The organism is Rhizobium leguminosarum (assembly GCF_019798305.1).
Taxonomy (GTDB): Bacteria; Pseudomonadota; Alphaproteobacteria; order Rhizobiales; family Rhizobiaceae; genus Rhizobium; species Rhizobium leguminosarum_U.
Genome location: NZ_JAAXDD010000015.1, coordinates 48,208 through 65,881 on the forward strand (window position 1 = coordinate 48,208; position 17,674 = coordinate 65,881).

The 17,674-nt window shown below is 62.0% G+C and carries 18 protein-coding genes; 1 reads left to right on the plus strand and 17 read right to left on the minus strand.

Going from position 1 to position 17,674, the window contains the following annotated elements:
• Positions 1-87: 87 nt before the first annotated feature.
• From HFO99_RS24905 to HFO99_RS24975, 15 genes are all read right to left on the minus strand, one after another.
• The gene (locus HFO99_RS24905) at positions 88-1,506 is read right to left on the minus strand and encodes a hypothetical protein (RefSeq protein ID WP_130689527.1); all 1,419 of its coding nucleotides are present in this window, start codon (positions 1,504-1,506) and stop codon (positions 88-90) included.
• Complete coding sequence (locus HFO99_RS33625) at positions 1,506-2,000, minus strand: hypothetical protein (RefSeq protein WP_226307172.1); 495 nt, start codon at positions 1,998-2,000, stop codon at positions 1,506-1,508. The genes HFO99_RS24905 and HFO99_RS33625 overlap by 1 nt, the downstream gene beginning before the upstream one ends.
• Positions 2,000-3,004, minus strand: a complete 1,005-nt coding sequence (locus HFO99_RS24915) for a tail fiber domain-containing protein (RefSeq protein ID WP_222364208.1) — start codon at positions 3,002-3,004, stop codon at positions 2,000-2,002. The genes HFO99_RS33625 and HFO99_RS24915 overlap by 1 nt, the downstream gene beginning before the upstream one ends.
• The gene (locus HFO99_RS24920; RefSeq protein ID WP_222364209.1) at positions 2,970-3,386 is read right to left on the minus strand and encodes a GNAT family N-acetyltransferase; all 417 of its coding nucleotides are present in this window, start codon (positions 3,384-3,386) and stop codon (positions 2,970-2,972) included. The genes HFO99_RS24915 and HFO99_RS24920 overlap by 35 nt, the downstream gene beginning before the upstream one ends.
• A complete protein-coding gene (locus HFO99_RS24925; RefSeq protein ID WP_222364211.1) occupies positions 3,383-5,206 on the minus strand; it encodes a hypothetical protein in 1,824 nt (607 codons plus the stop codon). The genes HFO99_RS24920 and HFO99_RS24925 overlap by 4 nt, the downstream gene beginning before the upstream one ends.
• Entirely contained in the window at positions 5,203-5,910 is a 708-nt protein-coding gene (locus HFO99_RS24930; RefSeq protein ID WP_222336264.1) for a hypothetical protein, read from the minus strand. The genes HFO99_RS24925 and HFO99_RS24930 overlap by 4 nt, the downstream gene beginning before the upstream one ends.
• A 15-nt stretch (positions 5,911-5,925) precedes the next feature.
• On the minus strand, positions 5,926-6,498 hold the full coding sequence (locus HFO99_RS24935; protein ID WP_222364479.1) for a hypothetical protein: 573 nt from the start codon (positions 6,496-6,498) through the stop codon (positions 5,926-5,928).
• Between the two features lie 299 nt (positions 6,499-6,797).
• Positions 6,798-7,583 (minus strand): hypothetical protein, encoded by a 786-nt coding sequence (locus HFO99_RS24940; protein WP_222364213.1) that lies wholly within the window; start codon positions 7,581-7,583, stop codon positions 6,798-6,800.
• A gap of 22 nt (positions 7,584-7,605) precedes the next feature.
• Positions 7,606-8,580, minus strand: a complete 975-nt coding sequence (locus HFO99_RS24945) for a phage major capsid protein (RefSeq protein ID WP_017990701.1) — start codon at positions 8,578-8,580, stop codon at positions 7,606-7,608.
• Positions 8,581-8,595: 15 nt separating this feature from the next.
• Positions 8,596-9,696 carry a hypothetical protein gene (locus HFO99_RS24950; protein ID WP_222364215.1) on the minus strand — a complete coding sequence of 367 codons (1,101 nt, stop codon included), beginning with the start codon at positions 9,694-9,696 and terminating at the stop codon, positions 8,596-8,598.
• Between the two features lie 36 nt (positions 9,697-9,732).
• Positions 9,733-10,044 carry a hypothetical protein gene (locus tag HFO99_RS24955; RefSeq protein WP_222364217.1) on the minus strand — a complete coding sequence of 104 codons (312 nt, stop codon included), beginning with the start codon at positions 10,042-10,044 and terminating at the stop codon, positions 9,733-9,735.
• Between the two features lie 16 nt (positions 10,045-10,060).
• A complete protein-coding gene (locus HFO99_RS24960; protein ID WP_222364219.1) occupies positions 10,061-12,181 on the minus strand; it encodes a hypothetical protein in 2,121 nt (706 codons plus the stop codon).
• A complete protein-coding gene (locus HFO99_RS24965; protein ID WP_222364221.1) occupies positions 12,181-13,752 on the minus strand; it encodes a terminase in 1,572 nt (523 codons plus the stop codon). The genes HFO99_RS24960 and HFO99_RS24965 overlap by 1 nt, the downstream gene beginning before the upstream one ends.
• The gene (locus HFO99_RS24970) at positions 13,718-14,191 is read right to left on the minus strand and encodes a terminase small subunit protein (RefSeq protein WP_222298734.1); all 474 of its coding nucleotides are present in this window, start codon (positions 14,189-14,191) and stop codon (positions 13,718-13,720) included. The genes HFO99_RS24965 and HFO99_RS24970 overlap by 35 nt, the downstream gene beginning before the upstream one ends.
• A 23-nt stretch (positions 14,192-14,214) precedes the next feature.
• The gene (locus HFO99_RS24975; protein ID WP_130769169.1) at positions 14,215-14,451 is read right to left on the minus strand and encodes a hypothetical protein; all 237 of its coding nucleotides are present in this window, start codon (positions 14,449-14,451) and stop codon (positions 14,215-14,217) included.
• A gap of 1,077 nt (positions 14,452-15,528) precedes the next feature.
• On the opposite strand from HFO99_RS24975, the gene HFO99_RS24980 reads away from it, so the two are divergent.
• Positions 15,529-16,410 (plus strand): dienelactone hydrolase family protein, encoded by an 882-nt coding sequence (locus HFO99_RS24980; RefSeq protein ID WP_222364224.1) that lies wholly within the window; start codon positions 15,529-15,531, stop codon positions 16,408-16,410.
• Between the two features lie 107 nt (positions 16,411-16,517).
• Here HFO99_RS24980 and HFO99_RS24985 read toward each other — a convergent pair whose 3' ends face one another.
• Complete coding sequence (locus tag HFO99_RS24985; protein WP_017963371.1) at positions 16,518-17,048, minus strand: YidB family protein; 531 nt, start codon at positions 17,046-17,048, stop codon at positions 16,518-16,520.
• 150 nt (positions 17,049-17,198) lie between these two features.
• Positions 17,199-17,549, minus strand: coding sequence for a hypothetical protein (locus HFO99_RS24990; protein ID WP_222336273.1), 351 nt, complete (start codon positions 17,547-17,549; stop codon positions 17,199-17,201).
• Between the last annotated feature and the right edge of the window lie 125 nt (positions 17,550-17,674).

Consider the following 17,674-nt stretch of genomic DNA (forward strand, 5'->3'; position numbering starts at 1 on the left):
TGCCATTTTGTGGGACGATCTGCGGGGATAGCTCACCAGCCACCACCGCTATTTTTGCTGCTTCCGAGCAAGCAACGGAGCGGAAGTTCATATCCATGGGTCACCGCCATCTTGCTTCTGTCGAGAAAGCAATAGAGCCCGTATGAGTGCCTCCGCCATCGGTTGGCGGACGACTTCCTTGGGGGCGGCATTCAGCGTGGCCTGATAAAGCGGAGAACGTTGCCGAACCATTCGATCAACGGAAGACAGCGCCCGCGATGTCAGAATGTTGGACAGTTCCTTGCTGCCTTGGCCCAAGACTGTCGGGACCAATGCCCCCACAGCCGCGCCGCTGGCGGCGGCGCCGGCGCCACCGGTGCTGCTCGCCGCCGCTCCAGCGGCGCCGCCCGCTGCCGTGCTCAGCATCCGAGCGAGACCACTTCCGCCCTCCAAAAATTTTCCTATGCGGCGCGTGACGTTTTGGGCCGCGCTTCCCCCGGCAATAGTTTTGAGCGCTTCTATTTCCTCGGGAGAAAAACGGAATATCTCCTTGTCCTGAAGAAGGGTTGAGGCGGCGCGTTGACGAATCACATCTACAGTATTTGTAGCGGAAGTGTTTGGTACAGCGCGGAAATCTGGGGATCTGTCGATACCGTTCACAATATCGGAACGCTTTGCGGCTGCGAAATTACCACTTGCTGCCTTGAGCGCGTCGGCTGCGTCAGTCGCCTTTCCAGCCACGACGGTCGCCGGATCGCCGGCACCAATGAACTCGTCCAACTCTCGAATAACGCGGGACGCAGCAGCTTGATCGTTCGGTTCTTTGACGTATTGGACTATTTTTCCGAACGTCTTGCGGGCTGAGTCTAACCCCTCGATGCTCGCCAAGCTGTTTTCCGGAGGGTTAAAGAGTTTTGCGAGAATCTTGTGAGTCTTTCCGGCGAGCTCTGGGTCAAAACCTTCTTTCTCGAGCTTCGATTGAACTGCCTCTGCCATTGTTTTAACGGCATCGGAGGAGTAATCAACACCACTGTTTCGCATCGCCTCGAAATTGCGTTCTGCCTCGGCATAAAGAGCGTTGCTAGATGGCGGCTCTACGCTATTTGGCCTTCGCAGGCTCTTGCTCAATCCTGGGACTAGCCCCTCTCCTGCGCGGAGCCCCGGCGATGCCGGGATGAAAGTCGACGCAAACTCCAACGAACGACCAATCGCCTCTGGGCTTATTCTGCCATCTGGGCCATTCATCTGCACTTTGCCGCTGTAGACGTCACCCGGAAGCATGACGGAGCGTTTTAGCGCTCCCAGAATGCCGGCGTCGCTATCGAAATATCTGTTCCCGTCGGCGTCCCGGCTGATTGGCCAAAGCTGTCCGATATGACTCTTATCTACAGGTGGAGGGAGGCTATCTACAGGCGGGGGGAGGCGCCGCGATAACTCGTCAACTAGAAAATTCTGGTCGTCCGGAGAGAGGCTCAAAAAGCTGTCGTCGACCGTTAACTGCTGACCATTAACCAAGATTGTCGCCATTACTGTTCAATGCTCCATGTGGTGCCGTTCGATGTTTTGCGCATGGTTGAAGGCGTTGTGGTTCCAGCAAGAGCGATAGGGGCTGCCCGCTGTCTCGGAGCGACCGAGGCGGCGACCGGCGGAGTTAGCGCGTTCGGTTGTGCAGATGTTCCAAAATCGGGAACGACATCGGTCGGGTTGAGCTCGTCGCGCTCAACGATATCTCGATATTGTGTAGTGTTCGCGTTGAATGCTTCGTCGGGCGAAACCGCAGACGAGGTGGTAGACGCGTTCTTCGATGCGGCGAGACCTTCAGCCGCACCTGCACGTTTCTCCTGCTGCCTGATCGCCAGGCCGCCCATCAGCGCCTGCGCCAGCCGCGCCGCCCCTTGCCACGGGGATTGCACCGGGCTCGTGTCCATGCCCTGCTGCAGCATGGCGTAGGCCAGCCGCTTGCGCTGGTCGCTGATGTTGCCCTGTGTCTTGCCGGTATCGCCGCCGAAGATGAATCCCATCAGCCTACTGCCCTTTCGTAAGAGACGCGGTCGAAGCCGTCGGCGTGTTCGGACACGGCGTCCGGATGGATTTCTCTGACATCGTCGGACATCAGGCCGATCTGCGTCGGGCCGCCGTCCTTGTAGCGGAAGGCGTAGACCGGCAGGCCATTGTCCAGCGTGCCGACGCGTTTGATGTCTTCCTTCAGCCGCCGGTCGGATTTCGCCCAGCCGCCCAGCAGCGAGCCGCCGAGGCCGAACAGGCCGCCCATGGCGGCGTTCGACTGGGCGAGCTGCTGATTGTAGAGACCCATCTTCTGATTGAAATTCTCGTTGATCAGCCCAGCCTGGTCGACGGTCGGCAGTTGCGTCGTCGGCGTGTTGACATAGCTCGGCTGGTGGACCTGCGAGCCCGACATCAGCGCCGAAATCTCGTTCAGCGGCTGGTTTCGCTCGGCCAGGATCGAATTCTGGGCATTCGAATACATGTCGCCGAGATACTGGTCGGATGCGGCCTGCTTGCGCGTCGAAAAATCGCGCAGCGCATTGTCATAGGCGGCCGAGCCCATCGAGATGCCCTTGTCGGCAAGGCTCTGATCGAGGCTCGCCTGATCGCGGTCCCACTGGTTGTTGAAGCCGGACTGCCAGTGATCGTTGACATATTTGTCGACATTGCCGGCGCTGAGATCGACATTGGTGCCAAGAACGCCCGAAATCTTGCCGGTCTGGTCGTTGGCGAGCCTGGCAAGGCCGAGCTGCGTCTGCTGCGTCTGGTCGTAGATCGCCTGGTTCTCGGGCGAATAGGTCTGATAGGCCGAATAGGTCGGCAGCCGATAGGTCTTGCCGTTCTGGTCGGTCATCGTCTGATAGCCGGTGGTTTTGTATTCCAGCGAACCATCCGGCGTATACTGATTGGTGTGGCTGAGCCCCGCATTGGCGATGGCGGTGTCGACGTTGGTGGCCGTCTGTGCCGCTGCGGTCTGTGTCGGATCAGGCGCCTTCGGGGCCTTCGGCGTGGAGACCATAGGGAAAATCCTCTTTCATGATTGCGTAAAGCAGCGCGTCGCAGTCGCCGAAATAGGCTTGCTGGCGGCCTTCCAGCCGGGCGCCCAATCTTGCCAGAACCTTCTGGGCTTCGACATTGTCGGCATGGGTCCTTGCGGTAGCGCGGCGGCAGCCGAGCTGATGCACGACATAGCGAAAGACCGATCGCATCAGCGTCAGCGTCAGCCGGTCGGCGGCGAGCGAGACCTCGACGTCATGCTCGGTCCAGACGTTGAAGACGAAGCCGGCGATGATCCGGCCGCGGTCGATATGGGCGAGCGTGGTGTAAGGCGGGTGGAAGGTCACGCCGATCCTGTTGCCGACCCAGGTCGCGATCTGCTCGCGTGGTTCGGAGACGATCAAATCGGCGTACCTTTTTCATAAAGCACCGAGCCGCCGACCACGGCGGCTTCGGAGACGGAGCCGGACGAGCCCGAGATCAGCGCCCGGATCGTCGGCGCCAAGGCCGAACCCGCACCGCCGGCGGAGGCGAATTTGCGGACGAGCGAAATGCCGGGGAATTTCGCGACACCCCAGACCGCCGTCCCCCACTTCGCCGCCGCATTGTTTTCGACCGAGGACAGAAGCGCTGTCGGAATCTTGGTCTGGTAGTCCACCGAGATGCCGGCATACATCAGCGTGGAAACCCCGATCTGCGCCGTCACCCCGATCAGCTTCGAGAGCTTGGTCGAGAGGCCGTCGCCATAGCGGCTCCAGGCGCCGACCATCAGCGCGTCGATCGCCACGCCATTGTCGTTGGCGCCGACCTCGGCCTCATAAACCGTGCCGTCGCCCGCCCCGAAGAACAGCCGGTCCTGCCATGTCGCCCAGCAGGAGGCGGGCATGCCGACGAAGCGGCACCAGGCCCCGGTTTCGGTGTTCATCACATATTGGTAGGGGCCGAAGGAGGACGGCAGGTTGACGATCGCCATCTGCCGCGCCGGAAAGCTCGAAAGCTGCCACTCCTCAGAGGTCGTGCCGGCCGCCGCTACGGTCTCGCGCCAGGTCGGGCCGATCTTGGCGGTGATCGCCCCGAGGCTGGTGGCGCCCCGATCGAGCTGCACGGCCTTGGTGATCGGCACGATGCCATCCGTCGTCATGATCGCCAGATCGGCGCCGACCGACAGCAGGCATCGATCGGTGCCGAGCGGCCGGCCGAGCTTGAAGGTGCCGATCAGGCCCCAATTGGAAGCACTCGAAGGATCGGACCCCTGGAAGACGATCACTTCGCCTTCCGAGGAGATCAGCACCAGGCACTGCTGCAGGCCCGTCGCAACGGGGATGGTCCAGACATTGATCGCAATCAGCGTGCCGCCATATTTCATGTTGCCGCCGACCGGCAGAACCGTCGCCGCGCCGCTGACGGCATCGGTGGCGAGATACCAGACATTGGTCGAATTCTTCTCGATGAACCAGAGGCGCGAGCGATAGGCGGTGACGGCGATCAGCAGCGAGGCGTCCGGAATGCCCGTGATCATCGTCGAGGGGACGTAAGGTGTCGCGACCGAACCCTTTTCAAGCTGCGCATTGGTGACCGTTCCCGAGACGGTGACGACAAGCGTGCCGGCCGCCGGCGTGAAGGTCAGCGACACCCGGTTGGCGACGCCTGTGCCGCTCAGCGAGCCGGTGAAGGCGCCGGAAAGGGTGACGGAGCCGGTGCCGAAGAAACTCAGCGTATAGGCCGTGTTCCTGACGCCGACGTTCTGGGTGGCGAGCGTTGCCGTGCCTACCAGAAAATTGTTGGTCCAGGCGGTGCCGTTAAAGAGCAGCGGCGTGTCGAGGCCGTTGACGAGGCGCAAAAATTCCTGGCCGGCCGGGTTGGTATATTGCTGCACCGACCAATGAGCGCTTGCCATGCCGGAGACGACTGGTGCAGCGACGGCGCCGCCCGACGTCACGTCGAAGATCTTGTCGCCGGCCGCGGCAAACAGCCTGTTGCCGACGCCGGAATAGGGAATGACCGTCTGCACGTCGGCGCCAAGGCCGGTGGCGAAAGCGAGGAAGCCGTAACGGGCCCGCACCCGGTTGGCTTCCGGAAAGAAATTGTCGAGCTGGAACGCCGCATCTTCAGGCATATCCGCCATCTCGACATCGGTTCGCCAGCCGCCGATCGGCGCGATCCAGTCTTTGCCTGGCGAAACGCGGCGGGTGCGCCCGTTTTGAGGGACAGGTCTGCGGGTCATGGGTTGGACACCGTAATCGTGCCGGGCCAATAATTCTCGGGCGCCTGCCCCCTTACCGGCAGCGAGAGGTCGACGGGCGCTGCCGCCCGATCGGCGCCGATCGCGGCTTCCTTGGATCGCTCGAAACTGGCGATCTCCTCGCCATAGTCGAGCCCCTTGGCCCGCTTCCAGCGCCAGATCAGCGAGAGTTCGAGAAGGTCTTCGGGGAAACGGGCGGTATCGGTATCGTTTGCCCAATTTGCGGCATAGGTCGCCTCGCCATTCAGCGCCACCCAGAAGCCGGAAATATACGCATAAGCCATCGTCTCGCCTGCAGCATTCGGGTGGATGTCGAGCTTGCCGCCGACCATGCGCCAGATCTCAGGCACCGGGTTCGAATTGAGGATGGTGTTGCGCTGCCAGGTCTGCGGCTCCACCGGGCCATTCAGCTGCCGGAGGCGCGAGGCATTCCAGATCTTCGAATTGGCAGCAAAACGGTCCCAGTCGGCGGGCGGCTCGGCCGGCTCAGGGTTGGCGCCCGTCGTTGCGAATTGCCGCTGCACCATCAGCGTCGACCAGTCATGCTCACGCATCAGGTCGCGGCCGGCACGGGTGGAGAGGATGCGCAGCTGCATGATCTGCGGATCCGCCGAGGACATGACAGCCGTCGGCGGATCGAGGTCGATTTCCGCGCAGACATTCTGAATGATGGTCAGGAGCGACATGCGCGGATCTCCGGTTCAGGCGGCGATGTGGCCGCGGGACTTGGTCCCGGCTTGACGTTCGTTTTCCAGCGACTCGAAGCGCAAGGCCATCTCCTTCATCTGCTCCTGCAGCCGCGTCACCTCGTCCTTCAGCCGCTCGTTTTCGGCGGCAAAGGCCGAGGCAGCACTCGAGTTTTCGGCGGTGGCGAGATAGGCCTTGGCGGCGGCGACGAGCTCGTTGGCGCCCATGCCGATCTTCTGCTTGCTCGTATCGGAGAGTGCTGAGAGCTGCTCGACGGTATAGATATTGACCGCCTCCAGCTCCTTGATCTGGCTGGGTTTGAGATAGGGCCATTGCGCCAGCGGCGTGCCGGTCAGCTGCTCGCGGGCGGCCGCCCCTTCCTTGAAGCGCTTATAGGCGTCGGAAAAACGCTGTTTGTCGTTGTCAGTCACCTCGCGATAGACTTCGGTATGTTTGTCGCCGGAGATGAAGATGCGGACGAATTCCTTGTCGGCGAAGATCGGCCGGCCTTCCTTCTCCCTCAGAAAGGTCTGCTCGACCGGTTCGAGGCTGAAGGAGGCATAAATCCCGGTGCTGCTGTCGGGCATGGTGCGTGTCTCGCTGTTGATGGCGGGGAAAGGAAATGGGCGCTGAAGCGCCTCGGGCGTGATTAGCCTTGTGTGACGGCTGTTCGGATCGTGCTGATGGCTGCCCCTCACCCTAACCCTCTCCCCGTAAAAACGGGGAGAGGGGACGTGCCCCGCGATAGGTCTGAGGGGAACGGAGAGGTCGCGGCATACCCCTTCGCCCCGTTTACGGGGAGAAGGTGGCGGCAGCCGGATGAGGGGCAGGCCGCGTATGGATAGGTCGACGAAACGGGCGCCGAAGCGCCCGTCGATGTCTTGGTTTAGTTCACCTTCGACAGGAACGGACGCATCAGCGTTGCCTCGAGCACGCCCGTCGCGGTGATGGTGATGCCGGTGCCATTGGCGGTGGCGTTGGCCGAGAGGGTGATGCTCTGGACGACGCCGTTCGGGCTGTAGGTGATGCCCGAGATTGTCGTTCCGCCTGGGATGCCGGTGCCGGAAACGGCCGCACCGATGAACGGTCCGGAGCCGGCATTCAGGCCGGAAAGGCTCGTCAGCAGGTTGGAGCCGTTGACCGTGGTTGCCGTGAACGTCTGGTTGGCCGCCGCAAAGTTGACGTTGGCGATGGCCTTGGTGGTTGCCGTGGCGGATGCCGGGGCGCTCGCCTGGCCTGCCGTGGTGGTGGTTTCAGCGACGACGAGGGCCGCCGTTGCGGTTGCGACCTGCGACGGCGCCTGGCCATTGCGCTGTAGCCAGATGTAATAGGTGCCGGGTGCAAGGGTGATGGCACCGATCGGGCCGCCGGTCAGCGTCGGGGGCTGGGCAGCACCCGAAAAGACGCCGCAGCGCTGGCCGACGACGGCAGCCGCCGTGGTCAGCAGCGAGGCGACATAATCCCTCGTCCACTGGAACCACTGACCGGGCTGAAGGGTCGTCTGCGAGGCCAGCACCAACTGGCAATAGACCCATTCGGATTCGCGGTCCCCGCCGGCGACGGCGCCGAGGGAGAAATTCGAGCCCGGAATACCGGAGCCGGAAACGATCGGGCCTTCGACGACGAACGGGTTCGCGCCAAGACGATCGGACTGGATTGAAGCGATCGACATTTGCTTTTCCTTTCGTTGACGATCAGGCGAACAACACGCCCTGCAGGAAGGCGTTGTTCATGGTGAGGTTGCCGGCGAAGCCCATGAGCTGCACGAAGGCATCCTGGTTGGTGTTCATGCGCTCGTCGCCGATCGGCGCCATGTCGCGGTCGCGGTGCGGGCGGTAGAACAGGTACTTGGTGTTCAGGAAGAACATCTGGTTGAGCGGCGCGCCGCCGCCGAAGCCGCCGTCGAAGATCACGTCGGCGCCCATGTATTGCAGCGACTGGAAGCCGGCCATGCCCTTGTCCGCCGAGGTGATGCGCTGGATCGCCTGCAGCGATTCCCAGTAGAGGCGGAAGAAGTTGTTGTCGGCGACGACAAGGTCAGGCGCATCGGAGCCGCGAACGCAGGACATATAGAGCCGGTTCATGTAGCTCTGGATGTTGGCATTCGAGGCGGCGGCACCACCGTCGGCCGAGGCCGAGAATTTCTGGTTGCGCCAGAAACCCCAGGTGGCGCGCGAGATGCCGCCGACGGTACCCGATGTCGGCGAGGTCGAGATCAACAGTTGCAACCCGCCGATCTGACGCCCGCCATCGGCCGTGCCGTCGGAATAGCAGTCGAGCGCGATGTTGTTCTTCAGCGTCGTTTCGGCGTTTTCGATGCGCTGCTCGAGCAGATCGAGGATCGCATCCTCGCCGGAGTTCTGCAGCTGTTCGAGACCGGACATGGAGACGGCGACCGCGGCCTGCTTGAGGTCGTATTCGGCCGCAGTGATGACGTCGGAGGGCTGGACGTTGAGGATATCGTAGCCGGAATAGCGCTTGAAGGTCGAGTTTTCCTGGTACTGCAGTTCCTGGACGATGGTGCGGCCGCCGGAGATGGGCTTCTTGCGGCCGCGGCTGTTCAGACGGGTGAGAAGACCGTTGTTCTTCGTCACGTCGTCGGCGACCGTGCCGCTGCGGTTGCGCAGCGTCGTGGTCACGATTTCAGAGAGATTGGGCGAAATCGGCATTGATCATTCCTTTGATCAGACTTGACCGCGCGAAAAACGCATGGCGTCGCGCAGCGAGTCTCGGATTGAGGTGGGCTGGCCTCTTGCCGCATCGCGGGTCGGGCCCGGCGCGGAAGATCCAGAGATGGATCGCGAGGCGCGGCGGGCTTGATCTGCCGCTGCTGCCCTCTGGGCTTGCTGTTCTTGGACGGGTGCCTGCGCAGTCTGGCTGATCAACTGCCGGCGAATGTCCGGGCGCATCCAGCATGCGGCGTCGTAGGCGTCCTGAAGCGATGATGCCCGCCCTGCGTTGATAAGGGCGATCATGTCATCAAGCACGTCATCGGCATGCGCGTTTGCCGGATCGGAAAGGAAGGCATCGACTTGAGTTTCGGTGTCCCTTTTCCGCAAAACATGTTCGACCGTCGCCTCGACGTTGACGTGTCGCGGCTGCGGTCCTCCTTGCTGTTGTCCGGGCTGTGGTCCGGCCTGCTGCGGGTTCCGCTGCAGGACCTGATCCGTCTGGCCATTGACCAGGGCGTGAAGATTGACCCCGGCCATCCTGGCGACGTGAACGACGGTGTTGACGGGATCGTGGATCAGCGCCTTTTCCCAGTCGATCGCCCGGCGCATGACATCGGCATGGGTCATGCCGGCCTGGCGGATGAGCGGCGTGAACTCTTCGAGCCCCTTGTAATCCTGCAGGACGCGGAAGCCGTTATCGACCTCCTGTTCCCGCTTGGTAATGGCCGCCTGTACTTCCCCGGGAAGGGTCGTAAATTGCGCCTTGGCTTCCGCCGACCAGCCGGGCGGAACCCGGCTGCCGACGTTTGCGGGCTGTTCCCGGGTCTGCATCTGGGTCTGGGTTTGCGGCGTCTGTTGAGCGGCGTTTGCCGCGGGCGCCTGCCCTGCCCTCGCCGCTGTGGCCGCTTGCTCCTGCCCCTTGGCCAGGAAGCGGCCGTTTTCCCCGTCGCGCGGCTGGCCGGCGATATCGCCCGGCGCACCGCCTTCGACGGTGTCGATCGCCGCCTTCAGGCTGTCGCGGATGCTGCCCGGCCTGTCATTCAGGGGCTGCTCGTCGAACGCACCAAAGTCTTCGCTGCCGTTGCCGGCCTCGTTCAGGTCTTCCATGTCCATGTCGGAAAAGTTCCTTTTTCGGGGATTGATGCCCGCTCAGGCGTTGTATTCGGCGTGAACCCGCCGCAGCTCCTTGCGGATCTCGCCGCGATCGGTCTTCGGCTTGTCGATCGGCTGCGGCTTTTCGTTGCCGATCTCGACCACGCCGGCCGCTCGATAGGCCGAGCGCAGCTTGGCTTTCGAGGTGTAATGCCTGCCGTCATGCATCGACTGGATGTCGATGCTGTCGCTGACGAAATGCGGCGCCGGCAGATCGGACTGCGCCGGGTTCTCAGCCGGCATGCAGTTGTGCGGCCATTTATCGAGCGCGTGCCAGCCGCCGCAGACGCGGCAATAGCGTTCTCTCATGCTTTCACTCCGTTCACTAATAGGCGGGCTGCTGCGCCTGCAACTGCTGTAGCGCCTGCGCCGCCGCCTCGCCGCGCGCCTGTTCCATCATGGCGCGATGCTCGATCTCGGCCTGTGCGATGCCAAGCTCTGCTTTCCGCTGTTCGGCGCCGGCCTTCACTTCAGCCGTTTTCAGCTTGATCATCTGCTCGGCCGGTGGCTCCGGCGGCGGTTTTGGCGCGGTGGCCGCCTCGGAGAGCTGGGCGCCGACCTGCTCCAACGTGCTTTCGAGCTGGCGGCCGGCCCTGAAGCCGCGGGCGGCAAAGAGCAGCGTCTCGACCATGACAGGCACCAGCATCGGGTTTTGCTGCGCCATGGCGCCCGCCTGCTGCAGGAAGCCGCCGATCATCTGCACGAATTCCATGCGGCGCTGCTTTTCGGCATCCTCGTCGGGCTCGATCGTCGAATCCGTTTCGATGTCGATCTGGAAGCCGCGAATGCTGTCATTGCGCAAGAGCTGCACGACCTCGTCGATCGTCGGCTGCTGCATCATCTCTTGAAGTTGCGGCGGCATCTGCGGCGGCGGTGGTGCGGGTTGCCCCATCTGCTCGGCGCGCGCCGCTGCCTGTTGGGCCGCCATCTGCATCTGCTGCATCTGCAGCTGAACCTGCTGCTTCTCGGCCATCGTCGGCAGCTTGATGCCGCTGACGAGCATCAGCGTTTCCGGCTGGAACTGATCGCAGATGATTTCGCCGGCAAGGCGGATGATGTCCCGGGCGAAGCGGGCAAGCTCGGCCTGGCGGTCACGGATGCGGATCGAGCCCCACTGGCTCTTGATGCGCTGCGCCGTCGCCGTCTCCGACGCCTGGGTATCGCCGCGGACGATGTCGGAGATGCCGGTGATCTGGTAGACATCCTCGATCAGCTGCTTGCGGGCTTGGATGCAGGCGATGATGACCTTCTGCACCTCGTCGATCGGCAGCGTCACGATGGCTTTCGAGCCGCCCTTGTCGGTGAAGGCAGCCCATTCCGGGATCGGCACCATCACCGTGTCGTTTTCAGGCCGCATCGCCTTCTCGATCGCCGGCGAGATCGCGCCGTCGCCGGAGGGATAGAACACTTTCAGGCGCAGCTGATCGGTCAGCTTGTTGACGCGCTTCGTCAGCAGATCGATCTCATCGCATTGCTGCTGATAATAGACATAGTCGGGAACCGGGATCAGCGAGCTCGTCGACATCGTGCCATAGGCCGGGCGCGGGCAAGGCCAGAAATGCGTCAGATCGAGCGGCGGCTCCGATACTTCGAGCGCCACCGGCGCGCCATCGGCGATCCAGGCGGTATAGTTTTCGCTCTTGCACCAGATCTCCCAGACATGGGTCTTGCCTTCGTTCTCGGCGCGCTCCGTCTGATTGCTGCCCTTGTTGCTGCCGGCGCCTTGCGCCTGGAGCGATGTCATGGCGTCAGGGCCGAAGCGTTTCTCCAGCTCCTCGTCGGTCATCGGAACGCGCCGCGCCACCCATGTCACATCCTTCCAGCGCCGCGCCGGCGAGTGCAGAAAATCGGACCAATGCACATAATCGATGCAGACACGCTCGTCGCTGATCGCCTCGAGCGGCGCTCCGTCATTCTCGCCCATGCCGTCGCCGGGCAAGCCGCCGGGAAGCCCCTCGGGCAATCCACCATTGGCCGGCGCGTCGGAGGGCTGGACGCCCATGTCGAGCGGCTCGAAATCGGCCTCGTAGCGCAGCCACACCGTGCCGCGGGCGCAGAGCAGGAAATCGTCGCGCACCGCCCGCATGATGGAATCGATATCGGCTTCATCGCCCATATAGGCAAGGTTGCGTTCGACCAACTCCGAGGCCATGCGCGCCACCGGCTGGGCGTCCTTGAAGCGGCGCTCGACGACCGGCTGCGGCACACGGGCATAGACGGCCGGCTGCAGCACCGAGGTGTTGGCCCACAGCATCGGAAACCGGCGCTTGGCCGCATTCGTCTGGTCCGACTGCTGGTCGAGATAGATCTTCTCGATCTTGATGCAGCGGTCATGCCAGGATTTGAAATAGCGCTGCGCGCGTTCGAGCTCCTGCTGCCACCGGGCGCCGACCTTTGCCAGATCCCATTGCTGCCCGCCCTCCAAAGCCGTCGTTTCGTCTTCCATCAAACACGCTCGCTATATGCAGGGGTTGCTGCGACGAAGTCGTTGAACGTCGTCGTCTGTAACGTCGGCAGTCGCTTGGGTTCCGGCTTCAGCGGTTCGGGCGCCAAGCCGGTGAAGATGATCGCCAGTCCGCCGAAAGCGTCCGCACCATGCGAAGCCCAATTGTGCAGCGGCGCGTCGCGGAAGACGCTTAAATCCTCGTCCCAGTCCTTACGGTAGTTCCGCAGGCACTTGATGCCCTGGATGCAGCCGGCCTGATCGAACTCGATCTTTGCCAGAATGCGCCTGGTGCCGTTGATCCGGTCATGGACATAGGCGCGCTCGATCTTGCGGACCGTGCCGAGGCCGCGGGCCTTGACCTCCCTCAGCATCACTTCGATGCGGGTCATGCCGCCGCGCGTCCATTCCCTGACCTTGATGTCATGCGGCATGTTGTGGACGCCGTAGACATAGCCGTGCTCGGCGCCACGCCGCTCCAGCTCATCGAGCATGCCGTCCATGCCGGTGCCGGTATGCTCGAAATAACCGATCATCCGGACACGGCCGGGCAGCACCTGAAACAGCCAGACGCTGTTGGTGTCATCCATGCCGATGTCGGAAATGGTATGGACGGGATAACCATCGACATGCGGGAAGACCCCGATCCGCTCTTCGGCATCGGCCACCGCCATCTGGTCGGCGTAATAGGCGCCCTCGACGCTCGCCTCAAAAGCTTCCGCCGGCGTCGACGGATATTCGCGCTTCATGTCGCCGAGCTGGGTTTCGGCCTTCTTGACGTACCAGGCCTTCTGCCCATCCGTCAGCGTGATGCCCTGGTCGGCCAGATTGTCGAAATACTTTGCGAAAGCATCGCTGATGATGACGCCTTCGGGCGCGATCGCATATTGCGGCTCCTTCCACCAGGGGAAGAAATGGAACTTGAAGTCCAGTTCGGTCAGTTTCGTCGCCTGACGCTGCTTGACCTGGCCATCTTCGCAGAGCGTGTAGAAATGCCCTTCTTGGCCCTCCGCCGTGCTTTCGACGAAGACCAGCTGGCCGGCCTGCACCGTATTCAAAGCGCCGGTGCGGACTTCCCTCGCCTTCTCCGGATATTTCGCGCAAAGCTTTCCATATTCGGAAATATGAAGATATTGCAGCGTTCCCGAGCGCAGCGAGGTGCCGACACGGATGCTCGAATTGTTGCCCAGCAGCAGTTCGGTCTGGTTGGCCCTGACGACAGGCACGGCGTTGCGGATACCATCGGGCAGATTGTCATAGGGGTACTTGATCTTGTCGCGGAAGATCGTCTGCACGTCGCCCAGCGTATGGGCGATCGTGCCGGCGCGGATATCCCGGTTGAAGACGCAGGCATCGAGCATGAAGATCTGAATGAAGGTCGTCAGACCCAGCTGGCGGGCCTTGAGCAGCACGTTGAGATAATGCATCTGCTCGAAAAAGGTCATCTGCGTCCAGTTCATCTCGAACCTGACACGTTTGCCCGATTTGTCGGTGATCCAATAGAGGTTGTTCAGACGCCAGCGCCAGTCGGAAAACTGGTCAACCGCCGTTTGGAAGTCCGCGCGTCTTGCCATTGATATCTTCCAGCAGTTGCGAAACTTCGCTAGCGACAACGCCACGGTCGGGCTCGACTTTGGAACCGTATTTCTTCGGCCTCAGCTTCTCGGCGACCCATTGGCGGGTGGCGATGCGGAGTTGCGACCGCCTTATGGCCTCGCCATTCTCCTGCCAGCCGGTGGTCTCGCCGCTCGCATTCTTCTTTTCGATCCAGTCGTCGGCGCGGTCATCGGCAATCTCGACCATTTCGTCGACGAAGCCGTCGGCCTGAATCTCGCGCGCCAGGGCGTATTTGGCTCGAAACGCTGCCTTGTTGTCATCGGCGAGCCAGGAGAGCACACTCGACATGGCCGGCATCCCTTCATCCCGGCAGATCGACCGCAGGCTTTCCCTGTCCGCAATGCGCTCGCAAATCCTGTCGGCAATCGCCTGGGTGAACTTGATGGGTCTGCCCATGAGGCGCCGCTTCTGGAATTGCTTCAGAACAACGCGACGATGTTGGAGGCCGTCGTCCCGGTCAGCGCCACGATGGCGGCATGAACCGGCAGGATCGTCCCGGCCGGCACGCTTTTGAAGATGACCGGGTCCATGTCCCGACGCGGCGCAATGGCCACGTCGCCCGCCGTGCCGATATAAAGCGCGCGCGCACCGACAATGGCGCTGTCATTCGGCGTTACCACTGCCGCCCGCGAGGCCGGAGCAATCGAAGGGTCCATTGCAGTTCTCCTTGAAAGAGGCGAGCGCTGCCCGGCTCGATCCCGATGTGATCGAAAATGAGAGGTCAGGCGGAAAGGGATGGGGATCAACGACGAGCTGAGGAAGCTGGCCGGACAGTGACAGACACACCGATCGGAGGGCGGCGCCGACATGGTCGACATCACCTTCTGGATTCAAATTTCGCAGCTTGGATTTACGGTAGTCTTAACTGATTTGCCGGGGGTGATCAACGGCTAATCGTGAGTCTCGCGTCAGTTCGAAATCGAACCTGCCCGACCAAGCGGGCGTCAGAATGACATCCGCTGCTCCGGCGAGTTTGGCAAGCCGCGCTCCCCACCCTCCGTCATCCTCGGCCTTGAGCCGAGGATCTATGCCCGCTGCCAATGGAGGCCAAGGTGGATCCTCGGGACAAGCCCGAGGATGACGGAGCAAGGGGTAAGCTCAGTGGCAAATCCATGGTGGTGGCTCAGTGACACTGGTCGCTATCATCGACGCAGTTAGCATGGCATTGGGGCCGTCCGACTTGGTCGATATCACCCCTAGATTCAAATTCCGCAGCCTGGATTTGCGGTAGTCATAACGGATGTGCCGAGGGGTGATCAACGGCCAATCGTGAGTCTCGCGTCAGTTCGAAATCGAACCTGCCCGACCCAATGGTGCCAGATTGCTCTACCCGCGCCGGCGGCGGCTTTGGCGGAACGCCGCACCATCCTCCGTCATCCTCGGGCTTGTCCCGAGGATCCATGCCCGCTGCTGATGGAGGCCTACGTGGATCCTCGGCACAAGGCCGAGGATGACGGAGCAAAAGTGAATTCCGTAGCAAATCCGCGGTGGTGGCTCGGTGATGCTGGCCAGCTCGCAAGCCCTGGCAAATGGCGCGTACGATCGGAGGGCAGCGCCGACTTGGTCGACATCACCTTTGAATTCAAATCTCGCAGCCTGGATTTACGGTAGTCATAACGGATGTCTCAGGGGGTGATCAAGGGCTTTTTGATCGCGAGGCATGCGCCGGTTTGAAATCGCCCCGATCGGCAGAACGCCTCACCGCTTTGCGAGCCCTTCAGGTCCGGCGTACAATGAGCAGGCTGTTGATCCAACGGTGGAGAAGTTCAGTGAAAACCACGAGACTTTTTCTTTGCCTCGTCGCTTTTCTCAGCGCCACGCTCGCTGGAATCCCAACTGATGCCGACGAACTGGTTCACTTCGAAAGCGCGCCCGTCAAGCTCAGCCCGTTTCGAATCCGCAAGGCCAATGAACTGGGAGAGAGCCTCCCTCAACCGCAAGGCACGCCACTGCTCGGATATGTGTCCCGCCCCCAGGGTGATGGTCTCTTCCCGGCGGTCGTCGTGCTGCATGGGTGCGAGGGTATGCGTTTGAGCGTCAAGGAGCTTTGGCCGAAACGACTGGTCTCATGGGGCTACGTCGTGCTCGTCGTCGATAGCTTCACCACCCGCAACATCAAGGACACGTGTCAAAGCCGTCTCCCCGATCGCGTCTTCGACGCCTATGGCGCTTTGGCTTTTCTATCGAAACAGAGCTTTGTCGATGCCAGGCGCGTTGCCCTGATGGGCTTTTCAACGGGCGGCACGGCGACGCTGGAGGGAACAAAAATCGAAGGCAACGAGCAGCTGATGGACCACAAATTCCAGGCAGCGGTTGCCTACTATCCCCTCTGCGCGGCAACTCAGGGCGATGCGACGGTGCCGATCCTAATCTTGAGTGGCGACCGAGACAATTGGAGCCCGGCTGAACGATGCCGGAAGAGGCTTGCCGGTCTGAGTGACAATAGCCCGCCCATCGAGCTCAATATCTACAAGGGGACCTACCACGATTTTGATGCGCCGGAGTTTAAGGTGGGAAGGAAGGTGTTGGGTCACATCGAAAAATACAATCCAGACGCCGCCGAAAAGTCGATCCGCAGCGTTCACACATTCTTTCAGAAATACCTCTCGAACTAACGCGCGAACTCGGAGCGCGCCGTCTGCCTGATGCCGGCCTCGCCGCCCGCGAAGACGTGATCACGCGCGGCGGCGGCCTGCTGGTTATGTGCCCGTTCGTCCCGATATCAGATGGTGCTCGGCCGCGCGGAGGTGGTGGATTGGCTGGCGGAAGACATAAACTCTTCGGCGGTCGGCAGTTTTCCCTGTGGGGTCAGGTCGTCGACGGCCTTGGGAAGATCTCGGCTCAGCCGATCGAGAATCTGCTGATGTGAAAGACCGGTATTCGAAGCGATCTCGTTCAAGACGTCCGGGCCCAGCGCTTCGGCGAGTTGGCCGTCATTGATGTCGGCATTCTGGCCCGGCTGTACCCATGATTCGATCTTGTCACCGTGTCCGTTCTGCTGAAACGTCTTCAGCAGATCGCCCAGACCGCCGCTGACGATGCCGCCGGAGGTCAGCCCGCCGAGCAGGCCGCCGAGACCGCCCGAACCACCCAGTCCGCCAAGGATGCCCCCAAGCCCACCCGGCTGCTGGTTTCCCGCGCCAGACTGCTGAGGGTTCTGGATGCCCCGCAGCAGCTCCCCGATCTTGTCCCTGTTCTGGTAGCCGGCAACGGCAAGGACGGCGAGAAGCGCCTTCAATTGACCGCTCATCATGATGAATCCTCCAATGGTGCTTCAACGATGCAGCCGGCCCGAAGCAGAGCGCTGCATGGGCAGCAATGTTCGGATTGCCCAAAGGTTCCGCGCCGGCCGCATTCGGTCGACGATCGTGAAGGCCGGCCGACTTATTGCTCACGCCGCGGCTCAGATTTCCGGGCAGCCTCGCTGGTTGGCGAAGGTCATTCGCTCCGGTCCCCGGCGCGTCATCCCCTGGACAACGATGCTGCGGGGAGACATGCGTATGATCTGCGCCCTGCGAAGTCCTTCGCTGCGTGCGATGTCGAGGGCATCGTCCGGATCGCAGCCTCGCCGTCCGCGCCGGTCATATCGGTCATATCGGTCATATCGGTCGGGGTCGCGATCACGATCGTAAACGCCCAGTCCGCCGGGGCCGAGACGCAATTCCAAGTCCTGCGCGGCGGCGATCGTCGGCGCGATCGTCAGCCCGCTTATCGCGGCCAAGCCGACCAGGACAAACTGAAGAGATTGATGCATAACTTCCTCCCACGGTGCTATCACCATTGAAGTAGCAACATCGGCATGCGCGTTTTGTTCCTCAAGGCAAGAGCGCGTTGGATCATTCCGTAAGAACAGCCGAACGCGCCGCCACCTGAGCGGCG

What these genes read in the sequence shown, in the direction of transcription:
- HFO99_RS24905 (WP_130689527.1), bottom strand. Translation starts at nt 1,506, where the DNA reads ATGGCGACAATCTTGGTTAATGGTCAGCAGTTAACGGTCGACGACAGC.
- HFO99_RS33625 (WP_226307172.1), bottom strand. Translation starts at nt 2,000, where the DNA reads ATGGGATTCATCTTCGGCGGCGATACCGGCAAGACACAGGGCAACATC.
- HFO99_RS24915 (WP_222364208.1), bottom strand. Translation starts at nt 3,004, where the DNA reads ATGGTCTCCACGCCGAAGGCCCCGAAGGCGCCTGATCCGACACAGACC.
- HFO99_RS24925 (WP_222364211.1), bottom strand. Translation starts at nt 5,206, where the DNA reads ATGACCCGCAGACCTGTCCCTCAAAACGGGCGCACCCGCCGCGTTTCG.
- HFO99_RS24930 (WP_222336264.1), bottom strand. Translation starts at nt 5,910, where the DNA reads ATGTCGCTCCTGACCATCATTCAGAATGTCTGCGCGGAAATCGACCTC.
- HFO99_RS24935 (WP_222364479.1), bottom strand. Translation starts at nt 6,498, where the DNA reads ATGCCCGACAGCAGCACCGGGATTTATGCCTCCTTCAGCCTCGAACCG.
- HFO99_RS24940 (WP_222364213.1), bottom strand. Translation starts at nt 7,583, where the DNA reads ATGTCGATCGCTTCAATCCAGTCCGATCGTCTTGGCGCGAACCCGTTC.
- HFO99_RS24945 (WP_017990701.1), bottom strand. Translation starts at nt 8,580, where the DNA reads ATGCCGATTTCGCCCAATCTCTCTGAAATCGTGACCACGACGCTGCGC.
- HFO99_RS24950 (WP_222364215.1), bottom strand. Translation starts at nt 9,696, where the DNA reads ATGGACATGGAAGACCTGAACGAGGCCGGCAACGGCAGCGAAGACTTT.
- HFO99_RS24955 (WP_222364217.1), bottom strand. Translation starts at nt 10,044, where the DNA reads ATGAGAGAACGCTATTGCCGCGTCTGCGGCGGCTGGCACGCGCTCGAT.
- HFO99_RS24960 (WP_222364219.1), bottom strand. Translation starts at nt 12,181, where the DNA reads ATGGAAGACGAAACGACGGCTTTGGAGGGCGGGCAGCAATGGGATCTG.
- HFO99_RS24965 (WP_222364221.1), bottom strand. Translation starts at nt 13,752, where the DNA reads ATGGCAAGACGCGCGGACTTCCAAACGGCGGTTGACCAGTTTTCCGAC.
- HFO99_RS24970 (WP_222298734.1), bottom strand. Translation starts at nt 14,191, where the DNA reads ATGGGCAGACCCATCAAGTTCACCCAGGCGATTGCCGACAGGATTTGC.
- HFO99_RS24975 (WP_130769169.1), bottom strand. Translation starts at nt 14,451, where the DNA reads ATGGACCCTTCGATTGCTCCGGCCTCGCGGGCGGCAGTGGTAACGCCG.
- HFO99_RS24980 (WP_222364224.1), top strand. Translation starts at nt 15,529, where the DNA reads ATGAGCAGGCTGTTGATCCAACGGTGGAGAAGTTCAGTGAAAACCACG.
- HFO99_RS24985 (WP_017963371.1), bottom strand. Translation starts at nt 17,048, where the DNA reads ATGATGAGCGGTCAATTGAAGGCGCTTCTCGCCGTCCTTGCCGTTGCC.
- HFO99_RS24990 (WP_222336273.1), bottom strand. Translation starts at nt 17,549, where the DNA reads ATGCATCAATCTCTTCAGTTTGTCCTGGTCGGCTTGGCCGCGATAAGC.